This is a genomic window from Amycolatopsis antarctica, from assembly GCF_002262875.1.
GTDB lineage: Bacteria > Actinomycetota > Actinomycetes > Mycobacteriales > Pseudonocardiaceae > Amycolatopsis > Amycolatopsis antarctica.
In genome coordinates this window covers 182,389-202,948 of record NZ_NKYE01000008.1, presented here as the reverse complement: position 1 = coordinate 202,948, position 20,560 = coordinate 182,389, and the positions used below count along the sequence as shown (strand labels likewise).

At 72.5% G+C, this 20,560-nt stretch carries 18 protein-coding genes; 10 read left to right on the top strand and 8 right to left on the bottom strand.

Annotated features, from left to right (window positions below; all coding sequences use genetic code 11):
• A complete protein-coding gene (locus CFN78_RS15470) occupies positions 1–492 on the bottom strand; it encodes a hypothetical protein (RefSeq protein ID WP_240519472.1) in 492 nt (163 codons plus the stop codon).
• 272 nt (positions 493–764) lie between these two features.
• Between CFN78_RS15470 and CFN78_RS15465 the strand changes: the two genes are divergently transcribed.
• Positions 765–2,159 carry an NlpC/P60 family protein gene (locus CFN78_RS15465; protein WP_094863482.1) on the top strand — a complete coding sequence of 465 codons (1,395 nt, stop codon included), beginning with the start codon at positions 765–767 and terminating at the stop codon, positions 2,157–2,159.
• 51 nt (positions 2,160–2,210) lie between these two features.
• Here CFN78_RS15465 and CFN78_RS15460 read toward each other — a convergent pair whose 3' ends face one another.
• The 5 genes from CFN78_RS15460 to CFN78_RS15440 all read right to left on the bottom strand — a co-directional run bounded on the left by CFN78_RS15460 (position 2,211) and on the right by CFN78_RS15440 (position 6,840).
• Positions 2,211–3,077: a GNAT family N-acetyltransferase gene (locus CFN78_RS15460; RefSeq protein ID WP_094863612.1), complete on the bottom strand. Its 867-nt coding sequence runs from the start codon at positions 3,075–3,077 to the stop codon at positions 2,211–2,213.
• Between the two features lie 77 nt (positions 3,078–3,154).
• Complete coding sequence (locus CFN78_RS15455) at positions 3,155–4,312, bottom strand: LLM class flavin-dependent oxidoreductase (RefSeq protein WP_094863481.1); 1,158 nt, start codon at positions 4,310–4,312, stop codon at positions 3,155–3,157.
• Complete coding sequence (locus CFN78_RS15450; protein ID WP_094863480.1) at positions 4,309–5,328, bottom strand: ABC transporter substrate-binding protein; 1,020 nt, start codon at positions 5,326–5,328, stop codon at positions 4,309–4,311. Before CFN78_RS15450 ends, CFN78_RS15455 begins: the two co-directional genes overlap by 4 nt.
• Positions 5,315–6,028, bottom strand: a complete 714-nt coding sequence (locus CFN78_RS15445) for an ABC transporter ATP-binding protein (protein WP_094863479.1) — start codon at positions 6,026–6,028, stop codon at positions 5,315–5,317. The genes CFN78_RS15450 and CFN78_RS15445 overlap by 14 nt, the downstream gene beginning before the upstream one ends.
• Positions 6,016–6,840 carry an ABC transporter permease gene (locus CFN78_RS15440; protein ID WP_094863611.1) on the bottom strand — a complete coding sequence of 275 codons (825 nt, stop codon included), beginning with the start codon at positions 6,838–6,840 and terminating at the stop codon, positions 6,016–6,018. Before CFN78_RS15440 ends, CFN78_RS15445 begins: the two co-directional genes overlap by 13 nt.
• A gap of 200 nt (positions 6,841–7,040) precedes the next feature.
• On the opposite strand from CFN78_RS15440, the gene mobA reads away from it, so the two are divergent.
• The 4 genes from mobA (at position 7,041) to CFN78_RS15420 (ending at position 10,852) form a co-directional block, all read left to right on the top strand.
• On the top strand, positions 7,041–7,718 hold the full coding sequence (mobA, locus tag CFN78_RS15435) for a molybdenum cofactor guanylyltransferase (RefSeq protein ID WP_420807887.1): 678 nt from the start codon (positions 7,041–7,043) through the stop codon (positions 7,716–7,718).
• A gap of 129 nt (positions 7,719–7,847) precedes the next feature.
• Positions 7,848–8,912, top strand: coding sequence for an AAA family ATPase (locus CFN78_RS15430; protein WP_094863609.1), 1,065 nt, complete (start codon positions 7,848–7,850; stop codon positions 8,910–8,912).
• Between the two features lie 9 nt (positions 8,913–8,921).
• Positions 8,922–9,872: a DUF58 domain-containing protein gene (locus CFN78_RS15425; RefSeq protein WP_094863478.1), complete on the top strand. Its 951-nt coding sequence runs from the start codon at positions 8,922–8,924 to the stop codon at positions 9,870–9,872.
• Positions 9,869–10,852: a VWA domain-containing protein gene (locus tag CFN78_RS15420; protein ID WP_094863477.1), complete on the top strand. Its 984-nt coding sequence runs from the start codon at positions 9,869–9,871 to the stop codon at positions 10,850–10,852. The genes CFN78_RS15425 and CFN78_RS15420 overlap by 4 nt, the downstream gene beginning before the upstream one ends.
• Positions 10,853–10,879: 27 nt before the next feature.
• Here the strand turns inward: CFN78_RS15420 and CFN78_RS15415 are convergent, their stop codons facing one another.
• Positions 10,880–11,341, bottom strand: a complete 462-nt coding sequence (locus CFN78_RS15415; RefSeq protein ID WP_094863608.1) for a tRNA (cytidine(34)-2'-O)-methyltransferase — start codon at positions 11,339–11,341, stop codon at positions 10,880–10,882.
• 279 nt (positions 11,342–11,620) lie between these two features.
• On the opposite strand from CFN78_RS15415, the gene fabG reads away from it, so the two are divergent.
• Positions 11,621–12,325: a beta-ketoacyl-ACP reductase gene (fabG, locus tag CFN78_RS15410; protein WP_094863476.1), complete on the top strand. Its 705-nt coding sequence runs from the start codon at positions 11,621–11,623 to the stop codon at positions 12,323–12,325.
• Positions 12,326–12,378: 53 nt separating this feature from the next.
• Positions 12,379–13,143 (top strand): enoyl-ACP reductase FabI, encoded by a 765-nt coding sequence (gene fabI / locus CFN78_RS15405; protein WP_094863475.1) that lies wholly within the window; start codon positions 12,379–12,381, stop codon positions 13,141–13,143.
• 66 nt (positions 13,144–13,209) lie between these two features.
• Here the strand turns inward: fabI and CFN78_RS15400 are convergent, their stop codons facing one another.
• On the bottom strand, positions 13,210–13,647 hold the full coding sequence (locus tag CFN78_RS15400) for a PPOX class F420-dependent oxidoreductase (protein WP_094863474.1): 438 nt from the start codon (positions 13,645–13,647) through the stop codon (positions 13,210–13,212).
• A gap of 76 nt (positions 13,648–13,723) precedes the next feature.
• Here CFN78_RS15400 and CFN78_RS15395 point away from each other — a divergent pair, with 76 nt between their 5' ends.
• The 3 genes from CFN78_RS15395 to CFN78_RS15385 are packed head-to-tail and all read left to right on the top strand — an operon-like array spanning position 13,724 to position 20,547.
• A complete protein-coding gene (locus CFN78_RS15395; RefSeq protein ID WP_094863473.1) occupies positions 13,724–15,247 on the top strand; it encodes a hypothetical protein in 1,524 nt (507 codons plus the stop codon).
• Between the two features lie 44 nt (positions 15,248–15,291).
• Positions 15,292–16,032, top strand: a complete 741-nt coding sequence (locus CFN78_RS15390) for a hypothetical protein (RefSeq protein ID WP_094863607.1) — start codon at positions 15,292–15,294, stop codon at positions 16,030–16,032.
• A 9-nt stretch (positions 16,033–16,041) separates the two neighbouring features.
• On the top strand, positions 16,042–20,547 hold the full coding sequence (locus CFN78_RS15385; protein ID WP_240519471.1) for a coiled-coil domain-containing protein: 4,506 nt from the start codon (positions 16,042–16,044) through the stop codon (positions 20,545–20,547).
• The last annotated feature ends 13 nt before the right edge of the window (positions 20,548–20,560 follow it).

Here is a 20,560-nt window from a genome sequence, read left to right as displayed (position 1 = left end):
TCACCTGTTCCTCGGAGTATCGGTGGAGCGGTTCCGCCCGCGGGTGGCGATGGCCGCGCCCACGGCGCCGATCAGGGCGGTGATCGCGCCGGCCGTGGAGGTCCACGGCCCGGCCGAAGCCAGGCCGATCGGTCCTCCCGTCCCGCCGCTTTCGACGGCGAGGGTGAGTGCCACGGTTCCCACGACTATCGCCAGAACCGCGGACAACGTTGCGGCGGTCCGGAAAAGTCGCAGTGCGTACAGGGCCAGGCACGCCGTGGTCGCCAGCGGTACGGCGATCCAGGAGCGAAACACGACCGCCAGCGCCGCGTCACCGAAAAGGGCGAAATGATCCGCGAGCGCGATCGTCTCGTAACTGTTGCGCAGCACGCCCCCGGAGCGGAACCACGGCAGGAAGGTGCCGGCGACCACGGTCACCAGGCCGGCGCAGCACATGGCCACGAGCACGTACGCCGTGGTCGGACGCCTGGTGGTGACCGGTGTGCCGTACATGGGGGAGCTCCCTGGCTGACTGGATCGCCGGATCGGGGCGGCGTGAGTGGTGATGTGCACGCCCATTGGACGCCGCGGAAGCGCCGAGGGTCCCCCTGAATGGGGAAATGTGATGAATGAGGAGTGAGTTTCACGTGTGACGACTGGTAAAGCTGGGGTGCAAGTGGCACAGTTCGCTTCGGTGTCCTCACGCGGTGTGACCTGCGTCGCGAGATCCGCACGGGCACCGCGAGGCGAGGCCGCGCGACGGCCGGCGAGCGGGAGGTGGAGCCGTGCCGAACAGGCAGGGTGGCAGCGGAGTCCGTGGCGGCGGCGTCCGGCGGTGGATCGCCACCGCCTCGTTGTGCAGCGTGGTCCTGTTCGGGCTCGCGGGAACGGCGGTCGCCGTCCCGCCTCCGCCCCCGAACCCCAGCGACTCCGAACTCCAGGCAGGCCGCGGCGAGGCAAACGCCCGTGCGGGTGAGGTAGGCCAGCTCACCAACCAGCTCGCCGAGGCCGAATCCCGGCTGGCCGACCTGGAGGCCGACGTCCAGGTCAAGCTGGAGGACGCCAACAAGGCGCTCGTCGACATGCAGACCGCCCAGGACGAAGCCGGGCAGGCGCGGCGCGACGCGGACGCCGCCCGGGTCGCCTCCGACGGAGCGTCGGCCGCCATCGAGGACGCCCGCGCCGACGTCGACGAGTTCGTCGCGGGCAGTTACCAGCAGGGCAGCACCATCGGCTCCATGTCGGCGTACATGGGCTCGGACAGCCCGGAGAACCTGCTCGCCCGCGCCCAGCTCCTCGGCGCCGTCGGCGGCAGCCAGATGGACGCGCTCGACGGGATGCGCAAGGCGCAGACCGAGAAGGGCAACGCCGACGCCGCCGCCCGCCAGGCCCTGCAGAACGCGCAGCGGAAGCAGGCCGCCGCCGAGCAGGCCAAGTCGGACGCGGACGCGGCGCGGTCCTCGGCCGAGCAGGCGCAGCAGGATCAGGCGAGCCGCACGGCCGTGCTGGAATCCGACCGGTCCGGTGTCGAGCAGCGGCTGTTCGAGGCGCAGTCCAGGGTCAGCGGCCTTGAAGGCCAGCGCGAGCGGTTCGAGGACTGGCGATCGGCGAAGCAGGCCGAGGACGACCGGCTGGCCAGGGAGGCCGCCGAGGCCGCGGCCGCCAACGACTCCGGCGGGAACAACGGGAACGACGGTGGCAACGGGAACAACGGCGGCAGCAGGCCGAAGCCCGATCCCGGCCCCTCGGCCCCCGCGGGCGCCAGCGTGGAGGCGATCGTGGCCAGGGCCATGTCGCAGCTCGGCGTCGTCTACGCCTGGGGCGGCGGCAACCAGCGCGGTCCGACGCGCGGCATCCGCGACGGCGGCGTGGCCGACAGCTACGGCGACTACCGCAAGGTCGGGTTCGACTGCTCGGGCCTGATGATCTACGCCTTCGCCGGGGTCAAGGGCCTCGCCCACTACAGCGGGTACCAGTACACCTCCGGCCCGCGGGTGCCGCTGTCCCAGATGCGCCGGGGCGACATGCTGTTCTGGGGTCGCGGCGGGCGGATCCACCACGTCGCCCTCTACCTCGGCAACGGCCAGATGGTCGAGGCACCGCACTCCGGCTCCGTCGTGAAGGTCTCCCCGGTGCGCTACGGCGGGATCATGCCGTACGCCACCAGGCTGACCGGCTAGGCCGGTCCGCCCGGCGGGAGCAGGCGAGCACGCCGATCTCCGGGCACCGCCCTAGGCTTCGCGGGCCTGGTCCCGGGTCTCGGGGTACCGCCGGAAGCCTGCCGATTCGTAGGTGGCGACCGCGCCGACGTTGCGGCTCGGGGTGTACAGCACCGCGCTCGACGAGCCCAGCTCCCGGAGTGCCGCCGCCGCGGCCACGGTGACCGCCCTGCCGTGGCCGCGCCCCCGGTGGTCCCGGTGCACGCCCATCGGTTCGAGTAGCCCGGGTTTGCCCGGGCCGGCCGACCACACCGTCACCGTCGCCACCGCCTCGCCCCGGCCGTCGTAGGCGAGCAGGGACCGGGCGTCGGCGTACGGCAGTCCGGCGGCCATCGCGTGCCAGCGGTCCGCCGTGGACGTCGACCCGTCGAACGCCGCCCGCAGCACGGCGGCCTGCACCTCCGCCCGCTCCGGCCCGACCACCTCGACCCGCACGCCCGGGTCCGGCAGCGGCGCGGTCAGGTCGCGGCGCAGCGGCGTCCACGGCTCGTCGAGGTTCCAGCCGCGCTCGAACAGGAAGTCCTTGACCAGGACGCCTTCCGGCGACTCGACGTACACCTTCCCCGCGGGAAGTACGCCGCGGTCCGGTTCGGCGATGTCCCCGGCCAGCCGCCGCGCCAGTTCCTCGTCGCGCGCGGCGTCCGGCGCGATCGTCAGCCGCAGCAGCTCGGGTCCGTCCAGCAGCCCGAGGGCGAGAATCCGCCCGTCCCGGCTCCAGGTGCGGACCGCGGCGGCCGTCGCCTCCGTGCCGAAGCGCCAGAACCAGCCCAGGTCGCCGGGGTGCAGTTGAAACGCTGCCCCGTCGTACTGCCAGTCCCGCAGCGCGGCCACGGCCCCGGCCAGCCCGTCGGTGCCCGGCGTGTCCAGTGCGATCGTCATGTCCCGATCACACACCACCACGCGGACGGCGGGCACCTGGTTTTCGCCGCGCTACCTGGCGAGCATCGGCTCCCAGCTCACAACGCGGCGACGTAGCGGTCCGGGCGGGTGCTCACCCGAGGGTCGCGGGTGCCGCCGAGCAGCCCCCGCCGGGCGAGTTCCGGACGGACGCCCTCGCCGAACCAGTACGCCTCTTCCAGGTGCGGGTAGCCGGACAGCACGAACTCGTCGACGCCTGCCGAGTGGTACTCCTCGATCAGATCGGCCACCTGCCCGTGGTCGCCGACCAGTGCGGTGCCGGCCCCGCCGCGGACCAGGCCGACCCCGGCCCACAGATTCGGGTGGATCTCCAGCCCACGGACGCCCTTCGCCAGGTCGCCGCCGTGCAGGGCGACCATGCGCTGCTGGCCGATCGACTCGCTCGCGGCGAGCTGGGCCTGTGCCCGCCGTACCTGCTCGGGGTCAAGGGCGTCCAGCAGGCGCTGGGCCTCCCGCCACGCCTCCGCCGAGGAGTCGCGGGAGATGGTGTGCAGCCGGACGCCGAAGCGCACCGTGCGCCCCTGCCGCTCGGCGAGCTCGCGAACCCGGCCGATCTTCTCGGCGACCTGCGCCGGGGGCTCGCCCCAGGTCAGGTAGACGTCGCTGTGCCGGGCGGCGACCGGCAGCGCGGCCGGCGAGGAGCCGCCGAAGTAGACCGGCGGGACCGGGTCCGGGGGAGCCAGCACGGTCGCGCCCTCGACCCGCAGGTGCTCACCCTCGAAGTCGAACGGTGTCCCGCTCCACACCCCGCGCACGATGGACAGGAACTCGTCGGTGCGGGCGTAACGCTGGTCGTGGTCGTGCCAGTCACCGAACCGGCGCTGCTCGACGGCGTCCCCGCCGGTGACGATGTTGAGCATCAGCCTGCCGCCGGAGAGCCGCTGGTACGTCGAGGCCATCTGCGCGGCCAGCGTCGGCGAGATCACGCCGGGCCGGAACGCGACCAGGAACTTCAGCCGCTTCGTCTCGCGGATCAGAGCGGCGGTGGACAGCCAGGCGTCCTCGCACCAGGTGCCGGTCGGCGTCAGCACACCCTCGAACCCGAGCTGCTCGGCCGCCCGCGCGATCTGCGCCAGGTAGTCGATGTCCGGGTCCCGCTGGGCACTCGGCCCGCGCGAACGGTTGGCGTGAAAGCGTTCCACGATGGTCCTGCCGTCGCCGGAGGTGGGCAGGAACCAGTGCAGTGCGACGGTCATTGTCGTCCCCTCGCTGTGTCGAGGTCGGCGGTGTAACGGCGGTCGACGAACTGTCCGAAGTCGACCTTTCCGGGAAGGACCTTCTCCTTGGAGAAGGTGTCGGCGAGGTCCTGTTCGGAGCGGACCACGGCGTCGTCGAGTGCTATCGGCAGGTCGGGGCCGTTGCGCACGGCGGCGAGCGCGACCTCCGGATCGAGTCCGGTCTCGGCCGCCCAGCTCTGTGCCCACGGCTCCCGGTTCCGGTCCGACCAGAGCTGCGCCCTGGACAGCCGGGTGACGTAGTCGCGGATCGCCGAGTTCTTCCCCGCGTCGGCCAGCGCCGAGCGGCCGGCCACCTGGAAGGTGTAGCCGTTGGCGGTACCGGTGCCGTCCGCCAGGACCCGGGCACCCGCCTCGATCCTCGCCTGGGCGGTGTAGGGATCCCAGACCGCCCAGGCATCCAGGTTGCCCTGGGTGAACGCGCTGAACCCGTCCGCCGGTTGCAGGAACGACAACTCGACGTCCTGTGTGGACAGTCCGGCCGCGCGCAGGGTGTAGAGAAGCTGGCCGTGTGCCGAACTTCCCCTCGCCACGCCGACCCTCTTGCCCCGCAGTTCGGAGACGGCACGCAGCGGGGAGTCCCCGGCCACCAGGAGCGCGTCGCCCGCCACATCGCCCCGCGCCGCGCTGACCACGCCGATGTCGGCGTTCGCGGCGGCCGCGAAGATCGGCGGGGTGTTGCCGACGCCGCCGATGTCCACCGCACCCGCCGAGGCGGCTTCCAGCAACGGCGGTCCGGAGGTGAACGTCGCCCATTCGATCGTGTAGGGCACGTCGTCGAGCAGGCCCGCGGCCTTGAGCAGGGTCTGCGATCCACCCTTCTGGTCGCCCACCTTGAGGGTGACCCCGGCGAGCTGTGCCGGGTCCACCGGCGGCGGCACCGCCGCCTCCCGCGGACCGGTTCCGCCGCCACAGCCGGCCAGGGCGGAGGTCAGCAGCAGGGCGAGGCCCGCACCGAGCCACCTAGGTGTGCGCATGTTCGGTCACTCCCAGCTCTGTCAGCACCTTCGTGCGGACGTCGACGTGTTCGGCCAGCCGCCGGGGGCGTGGGTGGTCAAGGGTGTGCTCGGCGACGATGTGCCCGTCATCCAGCACGAGGACCCGGTCGGCGAGCAGCAGTGCCTCGTCGACGTCGTGGGTCACCAGCAGCACACCGGGCCGGTGCCGGTTCCACAGGTCCTCGACCAGCCGGTGCATGGCCAGCCTGGTCAGCGCGTCCAGCGCCCCGAACGGCTCGTCCAGCAGCAGCAGATCGGGTTTGCGGACCAGCGCCCTGGCCAGCGACACGCGCTGCGCCTCGCCACCGGACAGCGTGCGGGGCCAGGCATCCGCGTGACCGGTGAGCCGCACCTCGGCGAGCGCGTTCCCGGCCAGCTCGCGGTCGGCGCCCCCCTCGCGCAGCCCGAGCACGACGTTGCGCCACACCCGCCGCCATGGCAGCAACCGAGGCTGCTGGAACGCCACCGACACAGTGCCCCGGACCGTCACCGAACCCTGCACCTCGGCGTCCAGCCCGGCCAGAACCCTTAGCAGCGTGGACTTTCCGGACCCACTGCGCCCGAGCAGCGCGACGAACTCACCCGCCGCGATGTCCAGGTCGAGATCGGCGAGCACCACGCGGTCGCCGAAGTTCCTGGCCAGTCCGCGGACCTCGACCACCGGGCTCACGCTCGCCATCGCAGCGCCCTCCGTTCGATCAGCCGTACCAGCGCGTCGGTGGCCAGGCCGAGAATCGCGTACACGATCAGGCCGACCACGATCACGTCGGTGCGCAGGAACTCCCTGGCGTTGTTGATCAGGTAGCCCAGCCCGGCGTCGGCGTTCACGGTCTCGCCGACGATCAGTGCCAGCCAGGCGATGCCGAGGGATTGGCGCAACCCGACCAGGGGCTGCGGGACCGCGGCGGGAAGCACCACGTGCCACAGTCGTTCGGTCCGGGTGAAGCCCAGCGCCGTGGTCGCCTCGATGATCTGGTCGTCGACGTTGCGGATGCCGGAATGCACGTTCAGGTAGAGCGGGAAGGCGACGCCCAGGGCGACCAGCACGATCTTCGGCGCCTCGCCGATTCCGAACCAGAGAATGAACAGTGGAATCAGTCCCAGGAACGGCAGGGTGCGCAGCATCTGCACCGGCGGATCGATCAGCACATCGCCCCAGCGGGACAAACCCGCGGCGATCCCGAGCAGCATCGCCACCGCTGCGCCGAGGAGGAATCCGATCGCCACCCGGCCGACCGACACGGCGAAAGCGTCACCGAGTTCCCCGCTCCGCGCGGTGTCGATGCCGGACTGCAGGACGGTCAGCGGAGAGCTCAGTTTCTCCGGTGGCAGAACGCCCGAGGAACTCGCGAGCTGCCAGAGGAGAATGAGCGCGAGCGGGCTTATCCACCGGCGGAGATCGGGCAGCCGGGCGCGTTTTCGCGCCCGTGTCCGCGAGTCCTCGGCCGCATTTTCCGGGCGCAGCAGAACGCCCGCAGAAGAAACAGTCACGCGCACTTCTCCCAGCGGATCGTGGGTACGTAAATTGGTTCGGATTCGGCGCCTTCCGGCCGTCTTGCACGAATGCTGCTTGCCTATTCGGGTGAAGTCAAGGAATGGTCGAAGCGTCCCGAATTGTGGAAGCGAATTAGTTTCCGAGCGGAAAAGAACGTGACGTCACCGGCCCGAGCCGGTGGTGCGCGGGGCGGTCCGTGACAGGCTGTTCCGATCCGGAGCGGACGAGAGTGCGGGTGGTGGTGGTCGTGCACGACGGCGTCACCGGCGATGGACCGCCGGGCCCGCCCCCGGCGGCGGTGATCCTGGCGGGCGGGGGAGCGGGCCGCCTCGGCGGCGTGGACAAACCCGCCCTGGAGATCGGCGGGCGATCACTGCTGCGGCGGGCGGTGGAGGCCGCAGGGGCCGGGCCGGTGGTCGTCGTCGGCCCGCGTCGCAGCGGCTTCCCGGACGTGCTGTGGGCCCGTGAGCATCCGGCCGGTGGCGGGCCGCTGGCGGCGCTCGCGGCCGGTCTCGCCGCCCTTCCCACGGGCTCGGGCGACCGGGTGGTCGTGCTGGCGGCCGACCTCGCGGGCGTGACCCCGTCCACCGTGGCCCGGCTGGCCCGCGCGCTCGGGAACCCGGCCGGAACGGACCCGGCCCGGCCCGACGGCGCGGTACTCGTCGACGCCGGGGGGAGGGAGCAGTGGCTCATCGGTGTGTGGCGAGCCGGAAGCCTGCGCGCGGCGCTGCCGGGCGACCCGGCGGGAAGGTCGCTGCGGGCCACCTTCGCCGGACTGACGATCGCCGGGATCCCGGCGCTGCCCGGCGAGGCGGCCGACGTGGACACACCCGAGGATCTCGCCAGGGCGAGGGGTGTCCGGGAAGCGGACTGACCGGGGTCTTCACCGCCGTCACACCGGGCTTCCGGTTTCCTGTGCCCAGGCTTGGCCGCGCGGTGACCCGCGTGCGACGCCGAGTACGGTCGTCGCACCCGGCACGTGATCATCAGCGAGGAGGTACCAGTGAGCGAGCCCGGCTACGCCGAGGGGGCTACCGGAGGGCAGCCCGGGACTCCCGCACGGGACGCGCAATTGCTCGAGCGCACGGTCTTCGAGGTCAAGCGGATCATCGTCGGCCAGGACCGGCTCGTGGAGCGGATGCTGGTCGGACTCCTCGCCAGGGGCCACCTGCTGCTCGAAGGCGTACCCGGTGTGGCGAAGACGCTCGCGGTGGAGACCTTCGCCCGCGTCGTCGGCGGATCGTTCTCCCGCGTGCAGTTCACCCCCGACCTGGTGCCCGCCGACATCCTCGGCACCCGGATCTACCGCCAGGCCGCCGAGCAGTTCGACGTCGAACTCGGGCCCGTGGTGGCGAACTTCGTGCTCGCCGACGAGATCAACCGCGCGCCCGCCAAGGTGCAGTCCGCGATGCTCGAGGTGATGGCCGAGCGACACGTCTCCATCGGCGGCAAGACCTTCTCGATGCCGGACCCGTTCCTCGTCCTCGCCACGCAGAACCCGATCGAGAACGAGGGCGTCTACCCGCTTCCCGAGGCACAGCGCGACCGCTTCCTGTTCAAGATCGTCGTCGAGTACCCGACGGCCGAGGAGGAGCGCGAGATCGTCTACCGGATGGGCGTGACCCCGCCGGAGCCGCAGGAGGTGCTCAGCCCCGCCGAACTCGTCCGGCTCCAGGGCGTCGCCTCCCAGGTGTTCGTGCACCACGCGCTCGTCGACTACGTCGTCCGCCTCGTGCTCACCACGCGTACCCCCGCCGAGCACGGCCTCACCGACGTCGCGAACTGGGTGTCCTACGGCGCCTCGCCCCGCGCCAGCCTCGGCATCATCGCCGCCTCGCGGGCCCTGGCACTGGTCCGCGGCCGCGACTACGTGCTTCCGCAGGACGTCGTCGACGTCGTGCCGGACGTGCTCCGCCACCGCCTGGTGCTCTCCTACGACGCGCTCGCCGACGCCGTCCCGCTCGACCACATCATCACCCGTGTGCTGCAGACGGTGCCCCTGCCACAGGTCTCCGCGCGGCCGCAGGGCGGCGGCCAGCCGATGCCCGCGGGTGCGCCGAACAGGTAGCGGCCGCTCATGGGTGCGTTGACGGAGACGGACGGCGAGCGGCCGGGCTGGGCGCCGCCGGTACTGCGCGGCGAACGGCTCGAGGCCGGGCTACGGACCCTCGAACTCGAGGTGCGCAGGCGCCTGGACGGCCTGCTGCAGGGAAACCACCTCGGCCTGGTGCCGGGGCCGGGCTCCGAGCCCGGCGAGGCGCGGCCGTACCAGCCCGGCGACGACGTGCGCCGGATGGACTGGGCGGTCACCGCCCGCACCACCGAACCGCACATCCGCGAGACCGTGGCCGATCGGGAACTGGAGACCTGGGTGGTCGCCGACCTCTCGGCGAGCCTGGACTTCGGCACGGCGTTCTGCGAGAAGCGCGACCTGGTCGTCTGCGCCACCGCCGCGATCGCGCACCTCACCGGCGGCGGCGGGAACCGGATCGGCGCGCTCATCTCGAACGGCACCGGCGTCACCCGGCTGCCACCGCGCGGCGGGCTCCCGCATGCACGGGCGCTGGTGCGCCGGGTCGCCGAGACGCCCCGGGCCGAGGAGGGCACCCGCGGTGACCTGGCCACCGTGGTCGAGCAACTCCGCAGGCCCCCGCGCCGCCGCGGCCTGGCGGTGATCGTCTCCGACTTCCTCGGCGAGCCCGACTGGCAGCGCCCCATGCGGGCGCTGTCCGGCAGGCACGACCTCGTCGCCGTCGAGGTCGTCGACCCCCGCGACGTCAACCTGCCCGACGTGGGCACGGTCGTACTCGCCGACCCGGAAACCGGACGGCAGCGTGAGGTCCGGGCCTCTCCCTTGCTGCGCAAGGAGTTCGCCGCCGCCGCACAGGCGCACCGCGAACAGGTCGCCCTCGCCCTGCGCCGCGCCGGGGCGGCACACCTGGTGCTGCGCACCGACTCCGACTGGATCGCCGACATGGTCCGCTTCATCGTCTCCCGCAAGCGCCGCTGGTCCGGAGGTGGCCGATGAGCCTCACCGGATTCGCCTCGCCGTGGTGGTTCCTGCTGCTGATCGTCGTGGCGGGTGTGGCCGCCGGATACGTCGTGGTGCAGCGGCTGCGCCGCAAACGCACGCTCCGCTTCTCCAACCTCGCGCTGCTGGAGAAGGTGGCACCGAAACGACAGGGCTGGCCCCGGCACGTGCCCGCCGCGCTGCTGATCGTCGCCCTCATCCTGCTCACCTTCTCACTGGCCGGACCGACCGCCGAGCAGAAGGTCCCGCGCAACCGGGCCACCGTGATGCTGGTGATCGACGTGTCGCTGTCGATGGAGTCCACCGACGTCGCGCCCACCCGCCTCGAGGCCGCCCAGGACGCGGCCCGCTCGTTCGCCGAAGGACTGACGCCCGGAGTCAACCTCGGCCTGATCTCCTTCGCCGGCACGGCGACGGTGCTCGTCGCGCCCACCACCGAACGCGGCGGCGTGGTGAAGTCGATCGACAACCTCAAGCTCGCCCAGTCCACGGCCACCGGGGAGGGCATCTTCGCCGCCCTGCAGTCGATCGAGGGCTTCTCGGCCGTCGTCGGCGGGGCCGAGGGACCGCCGCCCGCCCGGGTGGTGCTGATGACCGACGGCAAGCAGACCGTGCCGACCGACGATCCGTACGACCCGCGCGGCGCCTACACCGCGGCACAGGCGGCCAAACAGCAGGAGATCCCGGTGTCCTCGATCTCGTTCGGGACCCCGAACGGCACGGTGGACATCGAGGGCAAGGAAGTACCGGTCGACGTCGACGACGAGTCGATGCAGGAGATCGCCAGGCTCTCCGGCGGCGACTTCTACAAGGCCGCGACCGCCGAGGAACTCAAGCAGGTCTACGACAGCCTCGGCGAGCAGATCGGCTACGAGACCAAGGACGCCGACTCCAGCAGGCCGTGGGTGATGCTGGGGACCATCGTGCTCATCGCCTCCGCCGGCAGTTCACTGTTCATCGGCCAGCGGCTGCCCTGAGCGACTGGCCTGAGCGGGAACGGGTCGTCACGGCCCGGCGAACCCGTTCTGCCGCCAGGCCTCGTAGACGCCGATGGCGGCCGCGTTGGCCAGGTTCAGCGAGCGCGAGGCCGCCAGCATCGGGATGCGCACCCGCTCGGTCACCGCCTCGTGCTCCCGTACCTCCTCGGGCAGCCCACCGGACTCGGGTCCGAACAGCAGCACGTCGCCACGCCGGTAGCGGATCTCGTGGTGCCCGCGCCGCGCCCCGGTGGTGAAGGCGTACACGCGCGCCGGGAGCAGGGCCGCCCAGGCGGCGTCCAGGTCCTCGTGCACCCGGACCTCGGCGAGATCGTGGTAATCCAGGCCCGCCCGGCGCAGATGCCGCTCCGCCAGCGAGAAACCCAGCGGTGCCACCAGATGCAGCTCGCTGCCGGTGTTGGCGGCCAGCCGAATCGCGTTGCCAGTGTTGGGCGGGATCTCGGGGCGGTAGAAGACGATCCGGAACACCAGCGCATTCTCACCCGCCGCCCGGTACGAACCCACGCCGGGCACCCGGACCGGCGCGGGCGGCCCGGAAACGGCGAGCAGTGGCGAGATTCACCGGATCTCCGGCCCGGCGGGCCCGGGGCTGGGCGTCCACCGGAACGTGGGCGGCACGCGGCGGCCGCTACCCGCTGGTAGCCCGGCGGGGGGTGCGCACCCGGCCCCGCGAGCCGATAACCTCACGCCGGTCACAGTGTCCGGCACCGCCGGGCACGGTCAGCGGTCGAGGCGAGGAGTGCACAGGTGGGACGATCCGTACTGGTCACCGGCGGCAACCGGGGAATCGGGCTGGCGATCGCGCGGGATCTCGCCGCGCAGGGGCACCGGGTCGCGATCACCCACCGCGGTTCGGGTGCGCCGGAGGGCCTGTTCGGCGCACAGGCCGACGTCACCGACGCCGAGCAGATCGACGCCGCCTTCACCGCCGTAGAGGAGCACCAGGGCCCGGTGGAGGTCCTCGTGGCCAACGCCGGGATCACCGACGACACGCTGCTGATGCGGATGAGCGAGGACCAGTTCACCCGGGTCGTCGACGCCAACCTCACCGGTGCCTACCGGGTCGCCAAGCGCGCCTCGCGGAACATGCTGCGCGCCAAGTGGGGCCGTTTCGTTTTCATCTCCTCGGTGGTCGGCATGCTGGGTTCCCCCGGCCAGATCAACTACGCCGCCAGCAAGGCCGGGCTGATCGGGCTCTCCCGCTCCCTGGCCCGCGAACTCGGTTCCCGCAACATCACCGCCAACGTGGTCGCGCCCGGGTTCGTCAGCACCGACATGACCGACGCGCTCGGCGAGGCGCGGCGCACGGAACTGCTCGCCCAGATCCCCTCGGCACGGTTCGCCGAACCGGCCGAGATCGCCGCGGCCGTCCGCTATCTCGCCTCCGACGAGGCCGGCTACGTCAACGGTGCCGTCCTGCCCGTCGACGGCGGCGCCGGGATGGGTCACTGACCCCCCGTTCCCGTCCCCACCGCCACGATCCGCACGAATCCGAAGGAGCCCAGGTGCCCGGACTGCTCGAAGGCAAACGACTGCTCATCACCGGCGTCATCACCGACGCCTCGATCGCCTTCCACACCGCGAAGGTCGCGCAGGAGCAGGGAGCCACCGTCGTGCTCACCGGCTTCGGCCGGATGTCGCTGGTCGAGCGCATCGCCAAGCGGCTGCCCGAGCCCGCCCCGCTGGTGGAGCTCGACGTGCAGAACAACGAGCACCTGGACTCCCTCGCCGACCGGGTGCGCGAGCACGTCGACGGTCTCGACGGCGTGCTGCACTCGATCGGGTTCGCCCCGCCGAGCTGTCTCGGCGCGCCGTTCATGGACGCTCCCCGCGAGGACGTCTCGAACGCGGTCGAGGTCTCGGCCTACTCGTTCAAGTCGCTCACCGGTGCGTTGCTTCCCTTGCTGGGCAACGGTTCCTCGGTCGTCGGCATGGACTTCGACGCCCGCGTCACCTGGCCCGCGTACAACTGGATGGGCGTGGCCAAGGCGGCGCTGGAGTCGGTGAACCGCTACCTCGCCCGTGAACTCGGCCCGCGCGGCATCCGGGTCAACCTGGTCTCCGCGGGTCCGGTGCGGACCATGGCGGCAAAGTCCATTCCCGGCTTCTCGGACCTGGAGGACTCCTGGGGTGAGCGTGCGCCCCTCGGCTGGAACACCGAGGACCCGACGGCCGTCGCGAAATCCGTCTGCGTGGCGCTATCCGACTGGCTGCCCGCCACCACCGGATCGATGATCATGGTCGACGGCGGGGTGCACATCCTCGGCTGAGACGACGACGGAGCCCGCGCACCGTCGTCGTCGTACACGGCGGCGACGGCGGGGTGGGTTCCGCGCTCAGTCCGCCACGGCGGCGTGCGCGAGGACCTTCGAGATCGTCGCGCGGACCAGGTACTCGCCGGGGACCGCGTTGCGTTCGCCGAAAGCCTCCGCCCGGTCCGGGCCCATGTAGCGGCCACCGATGACCGTCGCCCAGTGCCGCATCTCGCCGAGATCGGTCACCAGCCTCGCCCGCGCGGTGAACTGCACGAAGGAGAACGGCGGCGCGGCCTCGTCGACGCAGAGCGAGAGCCGGGGATCGCGGTCCAGCGCCCGGCCCTTCACCGACTCGGAGCCCGTGTTGAAGATCAACTCGTCGCCGTGCTCACCTTCGGCGAGTACGAACCACACCGGCGTGACGTGCGGCGAGCCGTCCTTCCGGGTGACGCCCAGCATGCCCGTCCGGCTGCCCGTGGCGGCGAAGTCCCACCACTCGTCCCGAGTCATCGCGCGCATGTCGTCTCCCGCATGAGGGTCACGCTACCCAGCCGCGTGGCGCGGCGCCCGTGCACGCCGACTAACCTGGCCCGCTGTGCGTGATGACGAGCTGATCGGCGGGGCGGGACCCCTCGCCGCGGACGAGGGGCTGGCCCGCAGGCTGAAGGCGCTCGCCTGCACCGCGCCGCTGCACGACCTCGACGCGCGCAAGGGCATGCTCGAATGGGCGGACGCGTCGGTCTACCAGATGGCCGAGATCGGGCTGCACACCATCGACCAGGTCACCATCGCGATGGACTTCGACACCGGCGCCGACCACCAGCAGGTCGTCCGCAGGCTCCAGCCCTTCGTCGCCGCGCAGGCGCCGGGGCGCGGCCGGGAGGAACACACCCACGTCGCCCGCTGGGTACTGGACAACCTGATCAACGTCGGCACCGCGGACCGCGGGTTCCGGCGGGTCTACGGCAGCGTCGACGCGCACGGCGCGTACCAGCGCCGGGCCTTCGACTTCAAGCTACTCGTCGAACTCGCCGCCCCGGACGGGGAGGTCTACCTGCGGGCCAGCGACGAGGCGATCAACGTGCTGGTCGGCGCCCTGGACACCGATGTCGAGTCGGCGCAGATCGCGGCCGAGGTGAAGCTGGAGAACCTGATCAGCAGGGGACGGCTGGCGGACGCGAAGCTGGCTGCCGAGCAGGCCCGCTACCGCACCGTCCAGTACGGCGAGACGCTGCGCGCCAAACTCGACGCGACCCGGCGGGACGTGCGCGCCGTGGACTGGGACGTCGAGATGCCGGAGCTGCTGGACTCGGCGCTGACCCACATCGAGGCGCGGTTCCGCGCGGAGAACGCGATCCTGAAGAACATCACCGCCTCCCGGGACGACGCCGAGGACGTGGACCGCAAACGCCGGGCGGCCGAACTGGTCGACATCGTCGGCGACTGCATCAGCAGGCACACCCAGCTCCAGGCGCGGGTACAGGCCGCGGGCGCGATCTTCCGTGCCGAGCAGGACCGGCAGCAGTTCTCCGGCCCGCCCCAGCGCGCCACCGTCGACCTGTTCGGCCAGCTCCTGGTACCCGCGCTGGAGCTGCCGCTCGCCGACGCCGTGGCACCCGTTGAGCGCTTCTTCCACGGATCCGCCGGGATCGCCGTGCCCACCGTGCCCGCGCTGCCCGCACTGGTCTCGCTGCTGCTGCGCCCGGCACCCGAGCGGGACACCCTGGTGGGCGAGGTGCCGAAGCCGGAACTGCTGCCCGCCGAGGCCATCGACCACTACAGCGACGAGCAGTGGCGTCGCGCCGACGAACTGCTCGACCTGCCGGAGGTACCGCGCAGGCTCTCCGGTCTGCTCGCCGAGGCCCGCGAGCTCGACCCGGGACTGCCGCACCTGGTGGCCCTGCGGGCGCTGTACTCCTACAGCCCCGAGATCGGCGCCGCGGTGCGGCAGGGCGACGAGCGGGCGCTGCTGGCCGTGGACGACGGCACCGTGCTGCGGGACGAGCAGTTCGGCGGCGCGGACCTGCTGCTGACCTCGGCGCTGCTCGACCGGGGCGGGGGAGCGGACGCGGAAGCAGGGGAGAACGGCAGACCGGCGAGCGAGGGGGAGAAGGCGTGAAGAACGTCGACGTGGAGTCCGCGGCGCGGCTGATCTCGTTCGGCATGCGGCCGAAACAGTTGCCCTCACGTGACGTCGTGTACGGGGAACTGGTGCGGCGCTACGGCGAGGACAGCGCGTTCAAGCAGCTCACGCACTCGGTGGCGGCCGGGCTCGGGCTGATGGTGCTCGACGTCAGCAGGCAGGCCGGGGCGGTGCTGGCCGCCACCGACGAGTCCGTCTTCGAGATCAAGATGGACAGCTACGCCCGGCAGAGCAAGATCCGCGAGCGGCGGGAGACCGAGAAGGTGCTGCACGGCCTGGTGCACCTCGCCGTCGCCGCGCTCGGCTACCCGCGCCCGGACGACCTGGCCAACGACACCTACATCGGCAGGGTGAGCGTGGAGCAGGTGGACGGCGTGGTGCGCGAGGCGTGCCGGATCCTCGACGAGCGCGCCGCGCGCGCCGAGGAGAACAGCGATCCGCTCTCCGACACCCCGGAGTTGGAGCAGGCGTGGCGGGCCTACGCGCGCCGGCCCGCCGCCGCGGCGACAAAGGACGGGCGGCTGTCCTCCGACACCACCCGCGGCATGGTGTCGCGGGCGCTGCGTTTCCTCGCCGAACAAGGGTTCCTGGTGCAGGTGAACGGCGAGCAGGGGGGCACCTACCGGACCACGCCGCGCTACCAGGTGCAGGTCAGGGAATTGGCGGCGGACAGCGCGTTCGACGAACTGCTGGCGCTGGACGTGGTGTCGGTGGCCGAGGGCGGCGGCAGCCTGCGTCCGTCCATTTCGGACACTCTGTAGGGGGCGGGAATGTACGAGCTGTCACGGGTCCGGCTGCACTCGGTGGGGCCCTCCGGCGCGCGGTACCAGGACGTGGTGCTCGACCTCAGCGAGGTCGGCGCCGCGGTGCGCGCGCCCTCGCAGGACGCGCTGTTCACCGCGGGCATCCATTCGGCGGGCCAGGGCCTGCCGCGCCGCCCGTCGCCCGCCAGCGTGCTGTTCCTGGAGAACGGCGGCGGCAAGTCGGTACTGATCAAGCTGATCTTCTCGGTCATGCTGCCCGGCCGCCGCCAGGTCGTGGGCACCACCAGTACCCGCGTGCTGGAGAAGTTCGTCGGGGCCAAGGACGTCTCGCACGTGGTGCTGGAGTGGCAGCACACCGACACCGGCAGCCGGGTGATCACCGGCAAGGTCTCCGAATGGCGGGGTCACGTCGTCTCCTCGGACCCGGCCAACCTGATCGACTCCTGGTACTGCTTCCGGCCCAGCGACACCGTCGGGCTGGACACGCTGCCGCTCACCGCCGAGGGCAGGCTGCTGACGATGTCCGGCTTCGGCGAGCAGCTCGAGACCCGGCACCGGGCCGAACCGGAACTGGAACTGTCCTGGACCCGGCGGCACCACGAGTGGACCGAGCGGCTCGACACGATCGGCCTGGACACCGAACTGTTCCGCTATCAGCGGGCGATGAACGCGGGCGAGGGCGAGGCCGCCGATGCCTTCGCCTTCAACACCGACGAGGCCTTCGTCGAGTTCCTGCTCAAGGCCGTGCTCACCGAGGACGATCCGCGTGACCTGGCCGAAGTCGTCCGCACCTACGCCGACAACCTTGGCCAGCGCGGCGAGCTGATCGCCGAACGGGACTTCGTCGCCGGCGCGCTCGACCTGCTCGGTCCGTTGTCCGAGGAGGAGTCGATGGCGGCCGCCTCGCGCTCGCTCGCGGCCACCGCCCGCGCCGAGGCGGGCGAGCTGGCCGGGCGGATCCTCGCCCGGCATCGGGTCGAGTCGGAGCGACTCGACGGACTCGAAGCGCACGTGGAGGAGACGCGCGGCGCCGAACGGCTCGCCGAGGGCGATCACCGCAGGCTCGCCGCGGTCGTCACCGAGCTGCGCCGCGTCGTCGCCGACATGCGGCTGGCCGACGCGGTGTCGGCCAAGGAAGGCTTCGACGGCGAACTCGCCGACGCCCGGCTCACCGCGCAGGCCTGGCGGGAGACCAGCACGGTGCTGGCGCACGTCACCGCGGCCAGGGACGCCGCCGCCATCCGGGAACTGGTCGGCGAACGCGAGGAGACGGCGAAACCCGCGCTGGAGGCGAAGAACGCGGCCGCCGTCGCGCTGGCGCGGGGCCTGCTCGCCCTCGCCGAGCAGGCCGGCGAGCAGGCCGACACCGCGGAACGCGCGGCCGTGACGCTGCGCGAGGAAGCGGCCACCGCGCAGTCGGAACGCGACACGGCCACCGCGACGGCGGCGAGGTACACCGCCGAGTCGGCGCAACTCGCCGAGCGCATCGAGGAGGTGCGCGGCGAGATCCGCATCTTCTCCCGGGACGGCCTGCTGCCCGACGGCACCGACGCGGCCGCGTCGTCCCAGCGTGCCCGGACCGCCGCCGAGACCGCCCGCCGCGAGCTCGCCACCGCCGAGGCCGAACTGGAGACCCTCGGCGAGGACCTCGCCGAGGCGCAGTCCGCCCTGCACACCGCGCGCCACCGGGTCAGTTCCGCACAGGGGCTGGCCGACCGGGCAGCCGCCGAACTGGAGAAGGCGCACCGGCGCACCGACGCGCTCGCCGCCCAGCCGCGCCTCGCCGAACTGCTCGGCGGCGACGGCGTCCGCCCGGAGACCGACGCGCCCGCGCTGCTGGGCAGGCTGCGGGAGGCGCGAGCCGAATCCGAGCGGGAACGCACGGTGCTGCGGATGGAGGAGGCCGTCGACGAGCGGGCACTGGCGGCGCTCGGCGACGGCGGCCTGCTGCCGGCCCCACCCGAGGTGCAGGCGGCGCTGGACGTGCTGGAGCGGGCCGGGGTCACCGCGTGGTCCGGCTGGCGGTATCTGTCCACAATGGACGCGGAAGCCCGGGTTCGCGCGCTGGCCCACTATCCGCACCTGGTGGGTGGACTGCTGGTCAACGAGGCGGGCCAGCTCGACCGGGCCCGCACCGCGCTGACCGAGGCGAAACTGCTGCCCAGCGTGACGCTCGGCGTGGGCACCACCGCCGCCGTGCGGGCGGAGGGTGGCGAGCCCGCCGGACTGGACTTCCTCGTACCGCCCAATCCCGCGATGTACGACGAGGACGCCGCCGACGCCGAACGGCGGGCGATCGCCGCGCGCAACTCCCGGCGGCAGAAGCAGCTCGAAGCGCTCGCCGCCGCCGTCGACACCGACGCCGCGCTGGAATGGAAACTCACCGCGTGGCGCGAGGACTACCCGCCCGGCGCCATCGGCACCCTCGCCGAGGACGCCGAGCTGGCCACCGCCGAACTCGGTGCCGCGGAGGCGGCCGAGACCGGGGCCGAGCGCGCCGCGGAGGAGCTGACCGCCCGCCGGGTCCGGCTGCGCGAGCAGCTCCCCGGACGCCGCGATGAGGTCGAGACCGCCGACACCCGTGCCCGCGACCTGGTCGCGCTCGCCGAACGTGCCGCTCGCATTCCACAGTGGACGGACGCGGCGGAACGGGCGGCCGAGCTCGTCGAGCGCGGACAGGCCGAGGCCGGGGCCGCTGCCGCCGCTGCCGCCCGGTCACGTGAACGGGCGGCCGAGGAGCAGCGCACGGCGGACGGGCACCGCCGCACCGTGAGCAGCGCGCGCGCCGAACTCGCCGAGGTACCCGGCGGCGGGTCGGCGTCCACCGAGGACCCGGTCCCGGCCGAACCGGTCGACGCTCTGCGCCGCACCTTCGTCGCGGCCAGCGAGTCGTACGCCCGCGTCGAGGTCGGCAGCGACCTGCGGGCCGAGCTGGAGCAGGCCGAACGTGCCGAATCGGCGGCCAGGGCCGCGCTGGAAGCGCTGGAGGCCGAGGTCCGCGCCCGCGCGGGCGGGATGCTGGAGACCCCGGACGGATCGGACGCGGCCACCCGCTCGGCCGCGCGGGAACGCGCCGTGCGAGCGGTCGCCGTGCTGGAGGAGCGGCACGCGGAGGCGATCGGGGTGGTCGCCACCCGCCGTGCCGAGCTGGAGCAGTTCCCGAAACAGCCGTCCTCGCTGGAGGGCTACGGCAGGCCGACCGGGGTGGAGCACGGGCACGAGCTGATCGAGACCGCCACGGCCGAGGCCACCGCGGCCGCACGGACCCTGGAGCAATCGCAGGCCCGGCGCGGGGAAGCCGAGTACGTGCTGGACAACGCCCGCTCCGCGGCCACCGGTTTCCGCGTGCTCGCCGAATCCATGACCCAGCTCGCCGAGGGGCACCAGGACGCCGGCATCTTCGACGGCGATCTCGACGCCGCCCAGACCAAGTACAGCAGGCTCACCGAGGCACTTCGCTCCGCCGACTCGGCCGTCGACGCCGCCCAGTCTCGGGTCCGCGCCGCCGCCGACACGCTGGCGCAGTACGCCACGGAGAAGCGTTTCGAGCACCTGAGCAGCCCGGTGCGTCAGCAGATCGTCTCGGTGCGGCGGGACAACCTGCCCGGCCACGCCGCCGAGTGGTCCTCGGCACTGCGGCCGCGGCTGCGCACGCTCACCGACGACCTGGCCCAGATCGACCGGCACCGCTCCGGCATCGTCGCCCGGCTGCAGGGCATGGTCGACGGGGCACTGCGCATGCTGCGCTCCGCGCAACGCCTGTCCCGGTTGCCGGAGGGACTCGGCGACTGGTCCGGGCAGGAGTTCCTCCGGGTCCGGTTCGCCGACCCGGAGGACAACGTGCTCGCCGAGGCGTTGGGCGAGGTCGTCGACGAGGCCGCGATCGGCAGGACCCGGGACGGCCGCGACGTCAAGCGGGACGGCATGTCCCTGGTGCTGCGCGGGGTCCAGGCGGCCGTGCCGAAGGGATTCCGGGTGGACATGCTCAAGCCCGACTCGGTGCTGCGCACCGAACGCCAGCGGGTTTCGGAGATCCGCGACGTCTTCTCCGGCGGCCAGCAGCTCACCGCCGCGATCATCCTGTACTGCACGCTCGCCGCGCTACGGGCCAACAACCGGGGCAAGGTACGCAACCCGCACTCCGGGGTGCTGTTCCTGGACAACCCGATCGGCCGCGCGTCCGCCGGTTACCTGCTGGAGCTGCAGCGCGTCGTGGCGCGTGCGCTCGGCGTCCAGCTCATTTACACCACCGGTCTGTTCGACGCGGGCGCGCTCAGCGAGTTCCCGCTGATCATCCGCCTGCGCAACGACGCCGACCTGCGCGCCGGTCGCAAGTACCTCTCGGTCGACGCCACGATGCGCGGCGCCCTGGACGAACTCGACCGGCCGGACGGCACCTCCCGGCTCTCCGCCACCCGGCTGTTCACCGCCCCCGGCGACGACCGGGCACACGTGGAGGTGGAGGTCCCGGCGGGGGAGGAGGCCCCGGCGGGGGAGGACGGCTCGCCGTGACCGGCAGGAGCGG

Coding starts and splice junctions, on each gene's coding strand:
- CFN78_RS15470 (WP_240519472.1), bottom strand. CDS start 492: ATGTACGGCACACCGGTCACCACCAGGCGTCCGACCACGGCGTACGTG.
- CFN78_RS15460 (WP_094863612.1), bottom strand. CDS start 3,077: ATGACGATCGCACTGGACACGCCGGGCACCGACGGGCTGGCCGGGGCC.
- CFN78_RS15455 (WP_094863481.1), bottom strand. CDS start 4,312: ATGACCGTCGCACTGCACTGGTTCCTGCCCACCTCCGGCGACGGCAGG.
- CFN78_RS15450 (WP_094863480.1), bottom strand. CDS start 5,328: ATGCGCACACCTAGGTGGCTCGGTGCGGGCCTCGCCCTGCTGCTGACC.
- CFN78_RS15445 (WP_094863479.1), bottom strand. CDS start 6,028: ATGGCGAGCGTGAGCCCGGTGGTCGAGGTCCGCGGACTGGCCAGGAAC.
- CFN78_RS15425 (WP_094863478.1), top strand. CDS start 8,922: ATGGGTGCGTTGACGGAGACGGACGGCGAGCGGCCGGGCTGGGCGCCG.
- CFN78_RS15420 (WP_094863477.1), top strand. CDS start 9,869: ATGAGCCTCACCGGATTCGCCTCGCCGTGGTGGTTCCTGCTGCTGATC.
- CFN78_RS15400 (WP_094863474.1), bottom strand. CDS start 13,647: ATGCGCGCGATGACTCGGGACGAGTGGTGGGACTTCGCCGCCACGGGC.
- CFN78_RS15390 (WP_094863607.1), top strand. CDS start 15,292: ATGCGGCCGAAACAGTTGCCCTCACGTGACGTCGTGTACGGGGAACTG.
- CFN78_RS15385 (WP_240519471.1), top strand. CDS start 16,042: ATGTACGAGCTGTCACGGGTCCGGCTGCACTCGGTGGGGCCCTCCGGC.